General features: G+C 45.8%; 13 protein-coding genes, 11 tRNA genes and 2 rRNA genes. 25 read left to right on the plus strand and 1 reads right to left on the minus strand.

Going from position 1 to position 19,074, the window contains the following annotated elements:
* Window positions 1–156: 156 nt before the first annotated feature.
* From ACK1LH_RS00970 to ACK1LH_RS01070, 21 genes are all read left to right on the plus strand, one after another.
* Window positions 157–3,087: ribosomal RNA gene (locus ACK1LH_RS00970) — 23S ribosomal RNA — on the plus strand.
* A gap of 127 nt (window positions 3,088–3,214) precedes the next feature.
* Window positions 3,215–3,330 (plus strand): 5S ribosomal RNA (gene rrf, locus ACK1LH_RS00975).
* A gap of 23 nt (window positions 3,331–3,353) precedes the next feature.
* Window positions 3,354–3,428 (plus strand) — tRNA-Asn (locus ACK1LH_RS00980).
* Window position 3,429: 1 nt separating this feature from the next.
* Window positions 3,430–3,502: transfer RNA gene (locus ACK1LH_RS00985), tRNA-Thr, on the plus strand.
* Window positions 3,503–3,520: 18 nt separating this feature from the next.
* Window positions 3,521–3,595 (plus strand) — tRNA-Glu (locus ACK1LH_RS00990).
* 39 nt (window positions 3,596–3,634) lie between these two features.
* Window positions 3,635–3,710 (plus strand) — tRNA-Val (locus tag ACK1LH_RS00995).
* A gap of 27 nt (window positions 3,711–3,737) precedes the next feature.
* A tRNA-Thr gene (locus tag ACK1LH_RS01000) sits at window positions 3,738–3,813 on the plus strand.
* Between the two features lie 9 nt (window positions 3,814–3,822).
* Window positions 3,823–3,907, plus strand: a tRNA-Tyr gene (locus tag ACK1LH_RS01005).
* A 114-nt stretch (window positions 3,908–4,021) separates the two neighbouring features.
* Window positions 4,022–4,096, plus strand: a tRNA-Gln gene (locus tag ACK1LH_RS01010).
* Between the two features lie 52 nt (window positions 4,097–4,148).
* Window positions 4,149–4,224: transfer RNA gene (locus tag ACK1LH_RS01015), tRNA-Lys, on the plus strand.
* Between the two features lie 14 nt (window positions 4,225–4,238).
* A tRNA-Leu gene (locus ACK1LH_RS01020) sits at window positions 4,239–4,319 on the plus strand.
* A 7-nt stretch (window positions 4,320–4,326) separates the two neighbouring features.
* Window positions 4,327–4,401: transfer RNA gene (locus ACK1LH_RS01025), tRNA-Gly, on the plus strand.
* A gap of 5 nt (window positions 4,402–4,406) precedes the next feature.
* Window positions 4,407–4,479 (plus strand) — tRNA-Ala (locus ACK1LH_RS01030).
* 184 nt (window positions 4,480–4,663) lie between these two features.
* Window positions 4,664–5,563 carry an arginase gene (rocF, locus tag ACK1LH_RS01035; protein WP_029286226.1) on the plus strand — a complete coding sequence of 300 codons (900 nt, stop codon included), beginning with the start codon at window positions 4,664–4,666 and terminating at the stop codon, window positions 5,561–5,563.
* A gap of 212 nt (window positions 5,564–5,775) precedes the next feature.
* The gene (gene sigW, locus ACK1LH_RS01040) at window positions 5,776–6,339 is read left to right on the plus strand and encodes an RNA polymerase sigma factor SigW (RefSeq protein ID WP_029286228.1); all 564 of its coding nucleotides are present in this window, start codon (window positions 5,776–5,778) and stop codon (window positions 6,337–6,339) included.
* A gap of 16 nt (window positions 6,340–6,355) precedes the next feature.
* Window positions 6,356–6,967 (plus strand): anti-sigma factor family protein, encoded by a 612-nt coding sequence (locus ACK1LH_RS01045; protein WP_029286231.1) that lies wholly within the window; start codon window positions 6,356–6,358, stop codon window positions 6,965–6,967.
* Window positions 6,968–7,140: 173 nt separating this feature from the next.
* A complete protein-coding gene (gene cdaA, locus ACK1LH_RS01050; protein WP_029286233.1) occupies window positions 7,141–7,962 on the plus strand; it encodes a diadenylate cyclase CdaA in 822 nt (273 codons plus the stop codon).
* Entirely contained in the window at window positions 7,955–9,223 is a 1,269-nt protein-coding gene (locus ACK1LH_RS01055; protein WP_029566303.1) for a YbbR-like domain-containing protein, read from the plus strand. The genes cdaA and ACK1LH_RS01055 overlap by 8 nt, the downstream gene beginning before the upstream one ends.
* A 32-nt stretch (window positions 9,224–9,255) precedes the next feature.
* Complete coding sequence (glmM, locus tag ACK1LH_RS01060) at window positions 9,256–10,602, plus strand: phosphoglucosamine mutase (protein WP_029566304.1); 1,347 nt, start codon at window positions 9,256–9,258, stop codon at window positions 10,600–10,602.
* Window positions 10,603–11,145: 543 nt separating this feature from the next.
* Window positions 11,146–12,948 (plus strand): glutamine--fructose-6-phosphate transaminase (isomerizing), encoded by a 1,803-nt coding sequence (gene glmS, locus ACK1LH_RS01065; RefSeq protein ID WP_029566305.1) that lies wholly within the window; start codon window positions 11,146–11,148, stop codon window positions 12,946–12,948.
* Window positions 12,949–13,061: 113 nt separating this feature from the next.
* Window positions 13,062–13,481: a hypothetical protein gene (locus ACK1LH_RS01070; RefSeq protein WP_029566306.1), complete on the plus strand. Its 420-nt coding sequence runs from the start codon at window positions 13,062–13,064 to the stop codon at window positions 13,479–13,481.
* A gap of 65 nt (window positions 13,482–13,546) precedes the next feature.
* Here the strand turns inward: ACK1LH_RS01070 and guaC are convergent, their stop codons facing one another.
* A complete protein-coding gene (gene guaC / locus ACK1LH_RS01075; RefSeq protein WP_029286243.1) occupies window positions 13,547–14,530 on the minus strand; it encodes a GMP reductase in 984 nt (327 codons plus the stop codon).
* Window positions 14,531–15,491: 961 nt separating this feature from the next.
* Here guaC and safA point away from each other — a divergent pair.
* The 4 genes from safA (at window position 15,492) to ACK1LH_RS01095 (ending at window position 19,074) form a co-directional block, all read left to right on the plus strand.
* Entirely contained in the window at window positions 15,492–16,112 is a 621-nt protein-coding gene (safA, locus tag ACK1LH_RS01080) for a SafA/ExsA family spore coat assembly protein (protein WP_081414245.1), read from the plus strand.
* Window positions 16,113–16,273: 161 nt separating this feature from the next.
* A complete protein-coding gene (locus tag ACK1LH_RS01085) occupies window positions 16,274–17,419 on the plus strand; it encodes an AI-2E family transporter (protein WP_029566308.1) in 1,146 nt (381 codons plus the stop codon).
* A gap of 114 nt (window positions 17,420–17,533) precedes the next feature.
* On the plus strand, window positions 17,534–17,959 hold the full coding sequence (locus ACK1LH_RS01090; protein WP_282035076.1) for an organic hydroperoxide resistance protein: 426 nt from the start codon (window positions 17,534–17,536) through the stop codon (window positions 17,957–17,959).
* A gap of 191 nt (window positions 17,960–18,150) precedes the next feature.
* Window positions 18,151–19,074, plus strand: coding sequence for a ring-cleaving dioxygenase (locus tag ACK1LH_RS01095; protein ID WP_411334280.1), 924 nt, complete (start codon window positions 18,151–18,153; stop codon window positions 19,072–19,074).

Here is a 19,074-nt window from a genome sequence, read left to right on the forward strand (position 1 = left end):
ATTCTCTCTATATGAAAGAAGGCGATCATTTCTGATCTGCCGGTTGTTCTTTGAAAACTGGATAACGTAATTGATAACAAGTAATTCACTGAGATTTACGCTTACCATAGTGATTTTCTTAGACTTTACAGTCTAAACAAACGATTGACCAATTTTGGTTAAGTTATGAAGGGCGCACGGTGGATGCCTTGGCACTAGGAGCCGATGAAGGACGGGACTAACACCGATATGCTTTGGGGAGCTGTAAGTAAGCTTTGATCCAGAGATTTCCGAATGGGGAAACCCACTGTTCGTAATGGAACAGTATCTTTACCTGAATACATAGGGTACTGAAGGCAGACCCGGGGAACTGAAACATCTAAGTACCCGGAGGAAGAGAAAGCAAATGCGATTTCCCAAGTAGCGGCGAGCGAAACGGAATCAGCCCAAACCAAGAGGCTTGCCTCTTGGGGTTGTAGGACACTCTATACGGAGTTACAAAGGAACGGGGTAGATGAAGCGGCCTGGAAAGGCCTGTCATAGAAGGTAAAAACCCTGTAGTCGAAACTTCGTTCCCTCCAGAGTGGATCCTGAGTACGGCGGGACACGTGAAATCCCGTCGGAATCCGGGAGGACCATCTCCCAAGGCTAAATACTACCTAGTGACCGATAGTGAACCAGTACCGTGAGGGAAAGGTGAAAAGCACCCCGGAAGGGGAGTGAAAAGATCCTGAAACCGTGTGCTTACAAGTAGTCAGAGCCCGTTAACGGGTGATGGCGTGCCTTTTGTAGAATGAACCGGCGAGTTACGATCCCGTGCAAGGTTAAGTTGATGAGACGGAGCCGCAGCGAAAGCGAGTCTGAATAGGGCGAATTAGTACGTGGTCGTAGACCCGAAACCAGGTGATCTACCCATGTCCAGGGTGAAGTTCAGGTAACACTGAATGGAGGCCCGAACCCACGCACGTTGAAAAGTGCGGGGATGAGGTGTGGGTAGCGGAGAAATTCCAATCGAACTTGGAGATAGCTGGTTCTCTCCGAAATAGCTTTAGGGCTAGCCTCGAGTATGAGAGTCTTGGAGGTAGAGCACTGATTGGACTAGGGGCCCTCATCGGGTTACCGAATTCAGTCAAACTCCGAATGCCAAAGACTTGCTCCTCGGGAGTCAGACTGCGAGTGATAAGATCCGTAGTCAAGAGGGAAACAGCCCAGACCGCCAGCTAAGGTCCCAAAGTATACGTTAAGTGGAAAAGGATGTGGAGTTGCTTAGACAACCAGGATGTTGGCTTAGAAGCAGCCACCATTTAAAGAGTGCGTAATAGCTCACTGGTCGAGTGACTCTGCGCCGAAAATGTACCGGGGCTAAACGTATCACCGAAGCTGCGGACTGTTCTTACGAACAGTGGTAGGAGAGCGTTCTAAGGGCGTCGAAGCCAGACCGGAAGGACTGGTGGAGCGCTTAGAAGTGAGAATGCCGGTATGAGTAGCGAAAGAGGGGTGAGAATCCCCTCCACCGAATGCCTAAGGTTTCCTGAGGAAGGCTCGTCCGCTCAGGGTTAGTCGGGACCTAAGCCGAGGCCGAAAGGCGTAGGCGATGGACAACAGGTTGATATTCCTGTACCACCTCCTCACCATTTGAGCAATGGGGGGACGCAGGAGGATAGGGCAAGCGCGCTGTTGGATATGCGCGTCCAAGCAGTTAGGCCGGGAAGTAGGCAAATCCGCTTCCCATATAAGGCTGAGCTGTGATGGCGAGGGAAATTTAGTACCGAAGTTCCTGATTCCACACTGCCAAGAAAAGCCTCTAGCGAGGTGAGAGGTGCCCGTACCGCAAACCGACACAGGTAGGCGAGGAGAGAATCCTAAGGTGAGCGAGAGAACTCTCGTTAAGGAACTCGGCAAAATGACCCCGTAACTTCGGGAGAAGGGGTGCTTTTTAGGGTGAATAGCCCTGAAAAGCCGCAGTGAATAGGCCCAGGCGACTGTTTAGCAAAAACACAGGTCTCTGCGAAGCCGCAAGGCGAAGTATAGGGGCTGACGCCTGCCCGGTGCTGGAAGGTTAAGGGGAGAGGTTAGCGCAAGCGAAGCTTTGAACCGAAGCCCCAGTAAACGGCGGCCGTAACTATAACGGTCCTAAGGTAGCGAAATTCCTTGTCGGGTAAGTTCCGACCCGCACGAAAGGCGTAACGATCTGGGCACTGTCTCAACGAGAGACTCGGTGAAATTATAGTACCTGTGAAGATGCAGGTTACCCGCGACAGGACGGAAAGACCCCGTGGAGCTTTACTGCAGCCTGATATTGAATTTTGGTACAGCTTGTACAGGATAGGTAGGAGCCTTGGAAGCCGGAGCGCAAGCTTCGGTGGAGGCATTGGTGGGATACTACCCTTGCTGTATTGAAATTCTAACCCGCAGCCCTTACCGGGCTGGGAGACAGTGTCAGGCGGGCAGTTTGACTGGGGCGGTCGCCTCCTAAAATGTAACGGAGGCGCCCAAAGGTTCCCTCAGAATGGTTGGAAATCATTCGCAGAGTGTAAAGGCACAAGGGAGCTTGACTGCGAGACCTACAAGTCGAGCAGGGACGAAAGTCGGGCTTAGTGATCCGGTGGTTCCGCATGGAAGGGCCATCGCTCAACGGATAAAAGCTACCCCGGGGATAACAGGCTTATCTCCCCCAAGAGTCCACATCGACGGGGAGGTTTGGCACCTCGATGTCGGCTCATCGCATCCTGGGGCTGTAGTCGGTCCCAAGGGTTGGGCTGTTCGCCCATTAAAGCGGTACGCGAGCTGGGTTCAGAACGTCGTGAGACAGTTCGGTCCCTATCCGTCGTGGGCGCAGGAAATTTGAGAGGAGCTGTCCTTAGTACGAGAGGACCGGGATGGACGCACCGCTGGTGTACCAGTTGTCTTGCCAAAGGCATCGCTGGGTAGCTATGTGCGGAAGGGATAAGTGCTGAAAGCATCTAAGCATGAAGCCCCCCTCAAGATGAGATTTCCCATCACATTTGTGAGTAAGAACCCTGAAAGATGATCAGGTTGATAGGTCTGAGGTGGAAGCGCGGTGACGTGTGGAGCTGACAGATACTAATCGTTCGAGGACTTAACCACAGTCTAACTAAGCGTAAGTTGCACGTGAATCTTGTTATCAAACGTTATTCAGTTTTGAAAGAATAACTTCTTTCAAAAAAAGCTTGAAATCTTCGGATTTCATAGTATAATAATTTTTGTCACTATGTCTGGTGATGATGGCAAAGAGGTCACACCCGTTCCCATGCCGAACACGGAAGTTAAGCTCTTTAGCGCCGATGGTAGTTGGGGGTTTCCCCCTGTGAGAGTAGGACGTTGCCAGGCTTGTGAACAAATCATTATATTATTCCGCAGTAGCTCAGTGGTAGAGCTATCGGCTGTTAACCGATCGGTCGTAGGTTCGAGTCCTACCTGCGGAGCCATGCTTCCATAGCTCAGTCGGTAGAGCACTTCCATGGTAAGGAAGAGGTCATCGGTTCAAGCCCGGTTGGGAGCTTACATTACAACTTCAACTGGCCCGTTGGTCAAGCGGTTAAGACACCGCCCTTTCACGGCGGTAACACGGGTTCGAATCCCGTACGGGTCACCATTGTTTTTTTATGTGAAATACTAAACATTCTTTTCTTCTGGAGGATTAGCTCAGCTGGGAGAGCATCTGCCTTACAAGCAGAGGGTCGGCGGTTCGAGCCCGTCATCCTCCACCATAAGAATTAAATAATCTTACTTCAAATGCCGGTGTAGCTCAATTGGTAGAGCAACTGACTTGTAATCAGTAGGTTGGGGGTTCAAGTCCTCTCGCCGGCACCACTGAAATGTGGAGGGGTAGCGAAGTGGCTAAACGCGGCGGACTGTAAATCCGCTCCCTCCGGGTTCGGCGGTTCGAATCCGTCCCCCTCCACCATTTTATTTAGACAAGCTGGAATTGAATAGTTTTTGTCTGGACTGTAAATAATAAGGTTAGTTAACATAAACCTTTTTACGGTCAATTCCAATTTTATAAATTACATACTTTCATTGGGCTATAGCCAAGCGGTAAGGCAACGGACTTTGACTCCGTCATGCGCTGGTTCGAATCCAGCTAGCCCAGCCATTTTCTTTTGAACTGTGTGTCTGCGCAGGATCTTAAGACTGAATTCATTTATGTGCCATTAGCTCAGTCGGTAGAGCATCTGACTTTTAATCAGAGGGTCGAAGGTTCGAGTCCTTCATGGCACACCATTTTTCCTTAATATGCGGGTGTGGCGGAATTGGCAGACGCGCTAGACTTAGGATCTAGTGTCTTTGACGTGGGGGTTCGAGTCCCTTCACCCGCATGATGTTGCGGAAGTAGTTCAGTGGTAGAACACCACCTTGCCAAGGTGGGGGTCGCGGGTTCGAATCCCGTCTTCCGCTCCATATTCGGGGCCTTAGCTCAGCTGGGAGAGCGCCTGCCTTGCACGCAGGAGGTCAGCGGTTCGATCCCGCTAGGCTCCATCTTTAAACCTAAGACTATATGGTCTTAGGTTTTTTTGTTTTCCAAAAATGGTTCGGAGGAGTTATTGAGTCATTTATTTAACAGAAAACTCTGTATATATATACATAATTTTGTCGAGTTGAGTCATCTCCCTTTTTGAACGTACAATAGAGGCACAGGCTTCTAATAAGGGGGATGATTGAGATGAAAGAAAGAATATCAATTATTGGAGTACCAATGGATCTTGGACAAATGCGCCGCGGTGTCGATATGGGGCCGAGTGCGATTCGATATGCCGGTGTTGTTGAGAGATTAGAAGGGCTCAGCTATAAGATTGAAGATAAGGGCGATATTGAGATTGGTCGTGCGAACAGAGAAGAAGAAGCAGCCAATAACCTGAGAAATTTGAAAGCGGTGTCAGAGGCCAGTGTGAAGCTTTCAGATCAGGTGGATGAAGCGATCAAATCGGGTTCTTTTCCACTTGTTTTCGGCGGAGACCACAGCATTGCAATCGGGACGCTTGCAGGGGTGTCAAAGCACTATGAGAATCTCGGAGTCATCTGGTACGATGCCCATGGCGATTTAAACACTGGAGAAACGTCACCATCAGGCAATATTCATGGTATGCCTCTTGCTGTCAGCATTGGAATCGGTGATGAGGCACTCACGAGAATTGGAGGCTACACACCTAAAGTAAAGCCTGAGAACATTGTGATTATAGGTGCCAGGTCGCTTGATCAGGGTGAGAAAGAGCTGATTAAGGAAAAGGGAATCAAAGTATATACCATGCATGAAATTGACCGCCTTGGTATGACGAAGGTGATGGAGGAAACCATCGAGTATTTGAAGGAACGTACGGATGGAGTTCATCTATCATTGGATCTTGACGGACTTGACCCTCATGATGCACCTGGTGTCGGAACACCTGTTATTGGCGGCATCAGCTACAGGGAAAGCCATCTTGCCATGGAAATGCTTGCAGAATCAGAGATTATCACATCAGCAGAGTTTGTTGAAGTAAATCCGATTCTTGATGAAAAAAATAAAACCGCAACAGTTGCTGTTGCTTTAATGGGCTCTTTATTCGGAGAGAAGCTCAAATAATAACGGGTACAAAAGGCATAGCCGATTGAGGCTATGCCCTTTCCATTTTTACGGGATTCTTTTAAGATAGATTTAAGATAAACCTCCTCAAAAGCCATCTACAGGACACCTAAAATTTGTTAAACTATTTTTATGTGAAAAAAAATGAAACCTTTTATTCGGCTTATACGTAATAAGGGGAATCCGCGATTTGTGCGGAGGTAAGGGGTATCATGGAGACGATCGTAAAAAACAGAATTAAACAAGTGAAAAAAGGCGACCAGAATGCATTTGCCGAAATTGTAGATCTGTACAAGGACAAGATTTATCAGCTTTGCTACCGCATGCTTGGGAATTCTCATGAGGCTGAGGATATTGCTCAGGAAGCGTTTATACGGGCATACGTCAATATTCACAGCTACGATATGGATAAAAAGTTTTCAACATGGCTGTACCGCATAGCAACGAACCTGACAATTGACCGGATCAGAAAGAAAAAGCCCGATTACTATCTGGATGCAGAGGTCGCCGGAACAGAGGGGCTCACTATGTATTCCCAGGTTGCAGCGGATGTTGCGCTGCCTGAGGATCAGGTTGCGACAATGGAACTTCAGCAAATGATTCAGAAAGAAATTTTAAAGCTCCCTGATAAATATCGGTCGGTCATCGTATTAAAGTATATAGATGAGCTTTCTTTAATTGAAATCAGTGAAATTCTCAATATGCCGATCGGGACGGTAAAAACAAGAATTCACAGAGGACGGGAAGCTCTCAGAAAGCAATTAAGGCATTTATAAGTAGAGGTGATGTTAAGTGAAATGTTCAGAGGAAATGATCGAGCGGATTCATCAGTATCTTGATCATGATATTAAGCAGGCGGATGAAAGGATCCTCAGAGAACATCTTCAGTCATGCACTGAATGTGCACAGCACCTGCATGAACTGGAGAAATCCATCGCCCTGGTGCAAAGCACCTCACATATTGAAGCTCCGTCTAATTTCACGCAGGCAGTTATGAACAGCCTTCCTGAAGAAAAGAAGCGAGTAGGCGTTGGCAGGTGGCTTAAAGGTCATCCGATGCTTGCGGCTGCCTCCCTGTTTGTGCTGCTGATGACAGGAAGCCTGTTTTCTTCCTGGTCGGGAGATTCAGACTTCAGTGTATCCAAACAGCCGAATCTGGTTGTTGAAAATAATACGGTTATCGTTCCTGAAGGCGAAACGGTTCAGGGAGATGTAACAGTCAAGGGCGGTACATTGAAGATCGAGGGAAAAGTAGAGGGAGATGTGACTGTCATTAACGGTGAGCGGTATATGGCTTCAGCCGGCCAGGTGACAGGCAAAGTTGAAGAAATTGATGAAGCCTTTGAGTGGATCTGGTTTCAAATGAAGTCTCTTGCAAAAGAGGTCGTCGATATTTTTCAGTAATGGGCCCCGGCGGCCTTTTTTTATTGTCTGAAAGGGGTGCCGTGATATATGGACTCTGGAGCGCAGGCTGTCCGTCCTTAAATGACTACAATACGGTTTAATTGCAGATTATATGATATAATATCGTAGTTATAGTCCTGTGCAAATGACTAAAACTGATGGAGGAAGAGAATATGGCACTTGAGGATTTTCCATTCTTGCACTACCTCGGCATCGCCGTTGATATTCTCCTGGTTTGGTTCGTTATATATAAGTTGATTATGGTGATACGGGGCACGAAGGCCGTTCAGCTTTTAAAAGGCATTATCGTGATTATCCTCGTTCGGACACTCAGCCAGTATTTAGGGCTGCAAACATTGCAATGGCTCATGGACCAAGCGTTAACATGGGGTTTTCTTGCGATTATTATTATTTTCCAGCCTGAGCTGCGGAGAGCACTGGAGCAGCTGGGACGGGGAAAACTTTTCTCAAGAAGCGGGGCCCCAGAGGAGGAAGAACAGCAAAAAATTATTGATGCCATCCTGAAAGCAACGGATTACATGGCAAAACGCCGTATCGGCGCACTCGTAACAATTGAAAAAGAAACAGGGATGAGCGATTACATAGAAACGGGCATACCGCTTCACTCAGCTTTATCTTCTGAGCTTTTAATCAATATTTTTATCCCGAACACTCCGCTTCATGACGGAGCTGTCATTCTTCAGAAAAACCAGATTGCAGCAGCAGCCTGCTACCTGCCTCTTTCTGAAAGTCCGTTTATTTCAAAAGAGCTTGGAACGAGGCACCGCGCAGCAGTCGGCATCAGTGAAGTAACAGACAGTATTACAATCGTTGTATCGGAGGAAACCGGAAGTATTTCGGTAACGAGAAACGGCGAGCTTCACAGAAATTTGACGGTTGAAGCTTTGAGTGAGATACTCGTTTCGGAATTTGGAAAACAGGCGAAAGCCGCTTCTTCAAACCTGTGGCAGTGGAGGGGGAAGAAGAATGGATAAGATGATAAACAATCATTGGGTCATGAGAATCATCGCGCTGCTTATGGCGCTTATGCTCTATATATCTGTCAACATCGAATCTCCTGCACCAAAGAAGCAGACGACAGGACCTGTTACATCTGTCTTCCCTTCTGCACCTTCTCAATCATCTAAAGGGACAGAGACCATTCAGGATGTAGAAGTAAAGACGTATCAGGACCAGGACAATGTGGTGATAACAGGTGTTCCGGAGACCGTCGATGTCACATTAAGCGGGCCGACCAACTCCCTTTTGAAAGCAAAGCAGCTGAAGGACTTTGAAATTTATGCCGAGCTGTCTGACCTTTCAATCGGCTCACACAGAATTGAACTGAAGCATAAAAATATAGCGGATAACCTGGAAGTGAATTTAAATCCTTCGGTCATTACGGTGAATGTAGAAGAAAAAGTAACACGTGATTTCCCGGTTGAAGTGGATTTTATTAATAAAAACCAGATAGCAGCCGGATATACGGCACAGGATCCGATTGTAAAGCCAAGTGTTGTCAGGGTAACAGGATCCAAAACCCTTATTGACAGCATTGCGCTGATCAAAACAAGAGTGAACCTGCAAAATGCGAATGAAACATTGGAGCAGGAATCAAAGGTGACGGTGTACGACGAAGACGGCAATATCCTTCCTGTTGAAGCCTATCCGTCCGTTGTAGACGTGACGGTGCCGATTACAAGCCCGAGCAAAAAGCTGCCTTTAAACATTAAAAATGAGGGCGAGCTTGGTGAAGGAATCAGCATAGCGAGCATTGAGGCTGTGCCGAATGAAGTGACCGTCTATGGTCCGCAGGATGTTCTGAATCCTCTTGAATTTATTGACGGGGTGACAGTGGACCTGAGCAAGATCAAAGATGACACCGTACTGGATGTTGATATCCCCGTTCCTGACGGTGCGACTAAAGTAAGCCCGGAAAAAATACAAATTAAAGTTGACGTTGATAAGGAAGAAGAGCGCGTATTTGAGAATCTGCCTGTCCGGATCAGAGGACTTGGTGAAGGGAAAATCCTTCAGTTTACAGATCCTGAATCAAGGGAGCTTGATCTGAGTGTAACAGCAGCGCCGAACGTCCTTGAGAAGATGAAGGCTTCCGACCTCGAGCTTTTCATCAATGTGAATGACCTGTCGGACGGTGAACACGACGTGAAAGTTGAAGTGAACGGACCTCAGGACATTAAGTGGAGCCTGCCGCAAGAGCAAGTGAACGTAAAGATTTCTTCTAAGCAATCATGATGATTGAAACAGTCAAAAGGAGCGATACTAGAATGGGAAAGTATTTTGGAACTGATGGTGTAAGAGGCGTTGCAAACAGTGAGCTGACACCTGAACTGGCATTTAAAATCGGACGCTTTGGAGGATATGTTCTGACAAAGGATGCAACACGTCCAAAAGTGCTGATTGGAAGAGATACACGCATTTCGGGACACATGCTTGAAGGTGCCCTTGTAGCGGGACTTCTTTCAATCGGAGCAGAAGTTATGCGTTTGGGAGTCATTTCAACTCCAGGCGTTTCATATTTGACAAAAGCACTTGGAGCCCAGGCTGGCGTGATGATTTCAGCATCCCACAATCCTGTTCAGGATAACGGCATTAAATTCTTTGGCCCGGACGGATTTAAATTGTCAGATGACCAGGAGTTTGAAATCGAAGGACTGATGGATCAGGCAGAAGATACACTTCCAAGACCTGTAGGATCAGATTTGGGACAGGTAAACGACTATTTTGAAGGCGGCCAGAAATATCTGCAGTTCCTGAAGCAGACAGTTGATGAGGATTTTACAGGTCTTCACGTTGCGCTTGACTGTGCACACGGAGCGACTTCATCCCTTGCAACGCACCTTTTTGCAGACCTTGATGCAGATGTTTCCACAATGGGAACAACGCCGAACGGCCTGAATATCAATGACGGTGTAGGATCTACTCACCCTGAAGCACTTGCAGCCTTCCTGAAAGAAAAAGGAGCGGATGTTGGACTTGCATTCGACGGAGACGGCGACCGCCTTATTGCCGTTGATGAAAAAGGTGATATCGTCGATGGCGATCAAATCATGTTCATCTGTGCAAAATTCCTTAACGAACATGGCAGATTGAAAAAAGAAACGGTTGTATCAACGATTATGAGTAACCTTGGTTTCTACAAAGCAGTTGAGGCGAACAACATGAAGAGCGCTCAAACAGCTGTTGGTGACCGCTACGTTGTAGAAGAAATGAAAAAAGGCGATTATAACCTGGGCGGAGAGCAGTCAGGGCATATCATTTTCCTTGACCATAATACAACCGGCGACGGCCTTCTTACAGCAATCCAGCTTGTAAATATCATGAAAGTAACCGGAAAATCTCTATCTGAGCTTGCTTCAGAAATGGCGAAATTCCCGCAGCTTCTGATTAATGTGAAAGTGACAGATAAGCATGCAGTTACAGACAACATGAAAGTAAAACAGGTCATTGCTGAAGTGGAACAGGAAATGAACGGAGACGGCCGCATCCTGGTGCGTCCTTCCGGTACAGAGCCACTGGTCCGCGTGATGGCTGAAGCTCCGACTGCAGAGCTTTGCGAGCAATATGTGTCACGCATCGTGGCTGTAGTAAAAGCTGAAATGGGAACAGAATAAGCACGTAAATGGAAAAGACCTGCCGGCACTGGCAGGTCTTTTTTAACTAAAATTCACAGACATAATCGATACATTTGCTGCCCCATACTAAATATACCTCATTGTCTCCTCCCGACAGGTTTGAAAAACCGGATGAACAGGGTATGAAAGCGGGGGAACAATCTTTTTCGTAATTCATATACTAAAGGGTGCATCTTTCTTAATCACAAAACGAATTGACGATTTGATTGTCGTATAGTAAGATTACTTTTGTGTTTTGATTTTAGACAGAGAAAGGAGCATAGTTAGTACGTTTTACGAAAAGCGCCTGAACTAAGCAGAACGAAAAAAGCTTAGTTGACGAGGATGGAGGATTATCGAAAGTTCGGCGGATGCCTCCCGGTTGACGATTACAGCCGCAAGCTCTCTCCTGAAAACAAAGAGGCAACTTTTTGCACAAAGGGAAGAACGTAATCACCTAAAAATATAGACATGTGTGAGGGGACAGATTAACAGGTCCCCGAGACTTGGCCTGTCCCCCGCCTAATGGGAGGATACTTTAGTATGTGCGGAATCGTTGGTTATATTGGACAAAAGGATACAAAGGAAATTTTGCTTCGCGGTCTTGAAAAGCTTGAGTACCGCGGTTATGATTCAGCTGGTATTGCTGTAATAAATGAAGACGGAGTTCATGTGTTTAAAGAAAAAGGCCGCATCGCCATTCTTCGCGAAGAAGTAGATGCGAATGTTCTTTCTACAGCTGGAATCGGTCACACCCGCTGGGCGACTCATGGTGCCCCTAGCAAACGCAACTCACATCCCCATCAAAGTGCTTCAAGCCGTTTTACGCTTGTTCACAATGGTGTCATTGAAAACTATTCAAGCCTTAAACGTGAATACCTTCAGGACGTAGCTCTTGCAAGTGACACAGACACAGAAGTTGTGGTACAGGTTATTGAGAAGTTTGTAAACCAGGGTGCAGATGTTGAAGAAGCGTTCAGCAAAACACTGTCGATCTTAAAAGGCTCTTACGCCATTGCCCTTTTAGATGAGCAAAATCCGGAAACAATCTTTGTTGCAAAAAACAAAAGCCCGCTTCTAGTCGGTCTTGGTGACGGCTTCAATGTTGTTGCATCAGATGCAATGGCTATGCTGCAGGTTACAGACCAATTTGTAGAGCTAATGGATAAAGAAATCGTCCTTGTAAAACGCGAAGCTGTTACGATTAAGAACCTTCAGGGTGAAGTTATTGAGCGTGCTCCATATACAGCTGAGCTTGACGCAAGCGATATCGAAAAAGGAACATACCCTCACTACATGCTTAAAGAAATCGATGAGCAGCCGCTTGTTATGCGGAAGATCATTCAAAAATATCAGGACGACCAAGGCAAGCTGTCGATGGACCCGGCTATTGTCGATGCAGTGAATGCTGCTGACCGCCTTTACATCGTGGCGTGCGGAACAAGCTATCATGCCGGACTTGTCGGTAAACAGTTCATTGAAAAATGGGCAAAGAAACCTGTTGAGGTTCATGTTGCAAGTGAATTCTCTTACAACATGCCGATTCTTTCTGAAAAACCGCTGTTTATCTTTATTTCACAAAGCGGTGAAACAGCAGACAGCCGTGCTGTACTTGTTCAAATTAAAGAGCTTGGCTACCAGGCACTAACGATCACTAACGTACCTGGTTCTACGCTTTCACGTGAAGCAAACCACACGCTTTTGCTTCATGCAGGACCTGAAATTGCCGTTGCTTCTACAAAAGCATATACTGCGCAATTAGGCGTACTTGCGATCCTTGCAGCAGTTACAGCTGAAGCAAGAGGCATTGACCTAAGCTTTGATATCGTAAAAGAAATGGGTATTGTCGCAAACGCAATGGAAGTCCTTTGCGATCAAAAAGAAGAAATGGAATACATTGCACGCGAATACCTTTCTACAACACGCAACTGCTTCTTCATCGGCCGTTCAGTCGACTACTATGTAGGACTTGAAGGCGCCCTGAAGCTGAAAGAAATCTCCTACATTCAGGCAGAAGGTTTTGCCGGAGGAGAGCTTAAGCACGGAACGATCGCACTAATTGAAAACGGCACGCCGGTTATCGCGCTTGCAACACAGGAGCATGTTAACCTAAGCATCCGCGGAAACGTGAAAGAAGTAGCAGCACGCGGAGCCAACCCATGCATTATCGCCCTTAAAGGCTTAGAAGAAGAAGACGACCGTTTCGTTCTTCCTGCTGTACACGAAGAACTGACGCCGCTTGCTTCTGTCATTCCGCTGCAATTGATCTCTTACTACGCAGCTCTTCACAGAGGCTGTGACGTGGATAAACCGCGTAACCTTGCTAAGAGTGTGACGGTTGAGTAAATCAGACAGATAAATAAAAAAAACGGAGAAGGTCATTAAGATCTTCTCCGTTTTTTTTGTTTAGTGGAACTTCTGTCACATATTTTCGTCTAAGTGAGTAAGGGGGAGTTGTTATGAGATTACATAAGTTTATCTTCATTTTGACAATAGGGGTTTTATTTTTTCTAACAGGATGTGCAGAGGATCCTGACTATGAAGAACAATATATTGAAGTTGAAAAATGGGCAGGCGTTGATAACATTTATAAAGTTGATAGAGAAATTACCAGCACTAAAGAGGTTGATAAGGTCAGGAAAACTGTGAATCAAGCTGATTGGTCAAAAGCAAAAGCAAGCATGGCGCGTCCTGCTGATTACAGGTTTACCTTTCAACCTAAGGATCGCAGAATCATAACAAAAGCTGCTCTATATGAGCTTTGGATAAGTCCGAATAAAGACAGAGTGGAACTCGTCATAGACGTTGAGAGCAAGTATGCTCAATTAAATAAGAAAGATTCCGCTGTGGTGATTGAGATCGTGACTGGAGATGAATAAGAAACTTTCTTCAAATATACAAAAAAGGAGCGGGGCTTGAATGAAACCCCTGCTCCTTTTTTCTATTAATAAACCTTATCCCCATTAAAGATCGAATTTTTCACAACGACGTAATCCACCGTGCGGATGGCATCAAGTTTCGTTCCGCCTGCATAGGAGATTGATGACTGCAGATCCTGCTCCATTTCAGTGAGCGTGTCCTTCAATGAGCCCTTGTGTTCAACGTACATTTTTTTGCCTTCGACGTTTTTCTTTTCGCCTTTTTGGAATTCAGAAGCTGATCCGAAGTATTCTTTGAAAAGCTTTCCGTCCATTTCGATGGTTTCACCAGGAGACTCCTCGTGTCCTGCGAACAGGGAGCCGATCATGACCATGGATGCTCCGAATCGAACAGACTTCGCAATGTCACCATGTGTGCGGATGCCGCCGTCTGCGATGATTGGCTTAGTTGCCGCCTTTGCACACCAGCGAAGTGCAGCAAGCTGCCAGCCGCCTGTTCCAAACCCTGTCTTGATTTTCGTGATGCACACTTTGCCCGGTCCGATTCCAACTTTTGTAGCGTCAGCGCCGGCGTGCTCAAGCTCTCTCACTGCTTCAGGAGTTCCAACGTTGCCTGCGATGACAAAGCTTCCAGGAAGATGTTTCTTAATATGTTTGATCATTTCGATGACCGCGTTTGAATGACCGTGGGCGATATCAATTGTAATATAATCAGGCACCAGATTCTCAGCCGCAAGTTCTTCAATAAAGCCGTACTCTTCCTCTTTAACACCGACGCTGATTGAAGCAATCAGGCCGCGTGATTTCATATCCTGGATGAACGCGCTTCTTTTCTCAGGCTGAAAACGGTGCATGATGTAGAAGTAGCCGTTTTCTGCAAGGTTTACAGCAATTGTTTCATCAATAATCGTCTGCATATTGGCAGGTACGACAGGAAGTTTGAATGTATGGTTTCCAAGAGCAATGGTTGTGTCACACTCAGAACGGCTGTTCACAACACATTTTGCAGGTATTAATTGAATATCTTCATAATCGAATACATTTTCCATGTAAAATACACCCCTAAATACGAATGTTATTGTTAAGTTAACTTTTAATTGTTCGTCCATTTGGTACTTTACATCATTTGTATGGTTATGTCAAAGATTTTTAGAGAAAAAAACGAAGATTAATAGGGTGAATTTCAAAGTTAAGTAAACCTTTTCAATGGGAAAAAGGAGGTGTTTGCGTACATTAAGTGCTGTGACATGCGGTAAGCCGAAAGTGTTCTAAACCCGAGTTAGCAGCACATACCGGGTATCCGGAACAGGAGAAAGTGCGGTAAACCCGAGTTAACAGCACAAACCAGGTATCCGGAACAGGAGAAAGTGCGGTAAACCCGAGTTAACAGCATAAAGCGGGTATCCGGAACAGGAGAAAGTGCGGTAAACCCGAGTTAGCAACACAAACCAGGTATCCGGTGCAGCCGAAAGTGCGGTAAACCCGAGTTAACAGCACAAACCGGGTATCCGGTGCAGTCGAAAGTGTTCTAAACCCGAGTTAACAACACAAACCGGTTATCCGGTGCAGCCGAAAGTGCGGTAAACCCGAGTTAACAGCACAAACCAGGTATCCGGAACAGGAGAAAGTGCGGTAAACCCGAGTTAACAGCATAAAGCGGGTATCCGGAACAGGAGAAAGTGCGGTAAACCCGAGTTAGCAACACAAACCAGGTATCCGGTGCAGCCGAAAGTGTTCTAAACCCGAGTTAACAACACAAACCGGTTATCCGGTACAGCTGAAAGTGTTCTAAACCCGAGTTAACAGCACAAACCGGGTATCCGGAACAGCTGAAAGTGCGCTAACGATTTGCAGGCAGGACCTCGGCGGATTCGGTTACTGCTTCGATCGCCGATGTGATGCACTTCATTCCTCCTGCTGACTGACTAATCAAGTGCCGCTAGTCAACCCCTTTTTTTCGGTAAAAACTACCGCTATTCTTGCAAACTAGTATTCGTATAAAATAAAGCTATGAAAACACTTAAATCTTTTTCTCTTATGTTGTTGGTTGTCGCTCTAGCCTTTGGATTCAGCAGTCAAGCAAGTGCTGCAAGTACATACACAGTTAAAAGCGGGGATACGATGTGGAAAATCGCATCGAAGTATCAGGTTGGCGTTTCTGAATTGATTAAAGCCAATCCAAATGTTAAGAATGCTAATATGATCTATCCAGGACAGTCTCTTAACATTCCTTCTGGAAGCGCTTATCAAAGCATGGAAAGCGAAGTGGTTACGCTTGTAAATAAAGAGCGTGCCAAATACGGTTTAAAGCCGCTTGCCGCCAACTGGGAGGTTGCCCGTGTTGCACGGTACAAATCAGAAGATATGCGTGACAAAAACTACTTCAGTCACACATCGCCTACATACGGCTCTCCATTTGATATGATGAAGAGCTTCGGCATTCAGTACAGTTATGCAGGTGAGAACATTGCTGCCGGACAGTCTACAGCTCAAAGTGTTGTAACTGCCTGGATGAACAGTGAAGGACACCGCAAAAACATTCTGTCTTCTAATTTCAAGGAAATCGGTGTCGGGTACGCCAAAGGCGGATCTTACGGCCACTATTGGACGCAGATGTTTATCAGCAAATAATGGACAAGGAGGAGACAGGGCAATCCGTTTACGGGTTGCCCTTTTTTATGCAGGAAAAGATTCTTATCATAAGCGGGAGTTCTGTTTTCATTTTTTTAAAAAACCCACTATAATAAGCTTAGATGAAATTTCGAGTGCATAGAGAGAAATGGAGGACACTCATGAAGCAGGCAAGCCCGAGAGTAGGTACGTTTAAGAGGTTTATCCTTAACAATAGATTTGTTCTGTTTCTTCTGATTCTGCTTTTGATTGGATTAAACATTCTTGTTTTTATGCAGGTATCGTTTATCTTTACACCGATTGAAGTGCTGATTAAAACCATTCTTCTGCCCATCATCATGGCAGCGATTGTCTATTATCTGCTGAATCCCGTGGTGGATTTTTTTGAACGGAAAGGCGTACGGAGAATTTATTCTATTTTGCTCCTGTTTGTTGTGATTGCAGGGCTGCTGACCATCCTGATTGTGTCGGTCATTCCGTTTTTAAAAGCGCAGGTTCTGAGTTTGATTGAAAGTTTTCCTCAATATACAAAAGATGTAGAGCTGCTTGTCATGCAGGTGGTCGGCAGCGATTTTGTTGATCAGGCACAGAAAACGCTGAATATTAATGTAGCGGATCTGTCAAAGCAGATGTCTGAGCAGGCTTCCACAATCATCAACAATATGTTTGCGGGAATCGGGAATATTGTAGGGATTGTGAAAGACTTCATCCTGGCGATTGTCACACTGCCGTTCATTTTGTTTTATTTGTTAAAGGACGGAAAAAAACTTGGGCCATATGTTCTTAAATTTTTGCCCGTTAACCTCAGAAGTTCTACATTTAAAGTGATGCATGAAATGAATCAGCAGATCAGTTCATATATCCGCGGACAGATTATTGTCAGCTTCTGCATTGGCGCGCTTATGTATGTTGGCTTTTTAACGATCGGTCTTGAGTATGCTTCCCTGCTTGCCCTGATTGCTGCATTTACAAGCGTTGTGCCGTATCTTGGGCCGGCGATTGCGATTACGCCAGCGTTTATTATTGCCCTTGTCACATCGCCGTTTATGGTTTTGAAGCTGATCATCGTATGGACCATTGTTCAATTGATTGAAGGGAAGTTTATTTCTCCGCAGATTATGGGACGTAATCTTCATATCCATCCGATTACGATTATTTTCGTGATATTGACGGCTGGAAATCTATTTGGGGTAGTAGGAATTATTCTGGCAGTGCCGGGATATGCCGTGCTCAAGGTTATTGTGACCCACCTGTTTGAATGGATGAAAATCCGCAGTAATATGTATGAACAGAAAGGGATTGAATGAAGCATTTCTTCTTTAGAAGAGATGCTTTTTTTGCATACTCAAACGAATAAACTTTTCAATAAAGGGTATATAAAAAAGAGCAAGAAAGTTTGAATATGAAAGGGAGTATGGAACATGTCAGAAGCGTTATTCACTACATCAGTTACAGCAGTAGGCGGACGTGAAGGGAAAGTACATTCATCCGATGATGTCATCAACATGGATATTGCGATGCCGGGCTCTCCGAGAGCAGACAGAGTGCCGAATGCAACAAATCCTGAGCAGCTGTTTGCAGCGGGATATGCGGCCTGCTTTGACGGCGCCCTTCAGCATATGGCAAGAAAAGAAAAAGTGAAGTTTGATTCTGAGGTAACGGCCAATGTCAGCTTTCTGAAGGACGAGTCAGACGGGGGCTTCAAGCTCGCGGTAAAACTTGATGTAAAGGGAACAGGAATTGAAAAGGACAAGCTTGAAGATCTTGTGCATAAAGCTCATGAATTCTGCCCTTATTCAAAGGCGACAAGAGGAAATATTGAAGTGACGCTTGAAGCTCAGGCTTAATTTCTTATAAAGATGGTGCCTACTCATTTGAGTAGGCGCCATTTTTTGTAGCCTTGCTTCACTTGTTAATCATTTAGGACAATGTTGACATTCAGCTGAGAATACCTTAAAATTATCTTGAATTCGAGATATTAACTCATGTTTATATAGATAAAGGAAAGAGAAACTATTTTTAAAGGAGAGATGTTTCAATGAAAACAGCGGGTATTCACCACATTACGGCCATTGTCGGCCATCCGCAGGAAAACGCTGATTTTTATGCAGGGATTCTTGGGCTTAGATTAGTGAAACAAACGGTTAACTTTGATGATCCTGGAACGTACCATCTTTATTTCGGAGATGAAGGGGGACATCCTGGAACGATTATTACTTTTTTCCCTTGGCCGGATGCGTATCAGGGCACGATTGGAGACGGCCAGGTCGGTGTAACGTCTTATGCTGTTCCAAAAGGAGCTCTGCCGTTTTGGGAAGAAAGACTTGGGAGATACGGCGTGCCGTTTGAAAAGATGGAACGGTTTGGCGAGTCATTCCTTGTGTTTGACGATCCTCATGGACTGCATCTTGAGCTTGTTGAGAGGGAAGAAGGAAAACAGAACGCATGGGAGTTTGGCGGTGTAACAGCCAATGTTGGGATAAAAGGTTTCGCAGGTGCAACTCTCCTGTCCTCACGTCCTGAAAAAACGGCAGAACTTCTTGAAAAGGTGATGGGATATGAAAAAGTGGCCGAAGAGCGGGACTTTATCCGTTTTCGTTCAACGGCTGATATCGGAAACATCATTGATTTGAAGATGACTCCGATTGGTCGGGGGAGAATGGGAGTAGGCACGGTTCATCACATTGCTTTCCGGGCAGAAGACGACAGCAATCAGCTTCAATGGCAGCAGCATGTCGCAAGGAGCGGCTATCAGGTGACGCCTGTGCAGGACCGCCAGTATTTTAATGCGATCTACTTCAGGGAGCACGGTGAGATCCTGTTTGAAATCGCAACAGATCCTCCAGGCTTTGCGCATGATGAAGAGATGCTTGGTGAAAAACTTATGCTGCCGGAGCGGTATGAGCCTCAGAGGGACAAGATTGAGAAGGTGCTTGCACCGTTTGAAATAAGAGAAGTGTAA

The organism is Metabacillus indicus, from assembly GCF_046603695.1.
Classification (GTDB): domain Bacteria; phylum Bacillota; class Bacilli; order Bacillales; family Bacillaceae; genus Bacillus_P; species Bacillus_P indicus.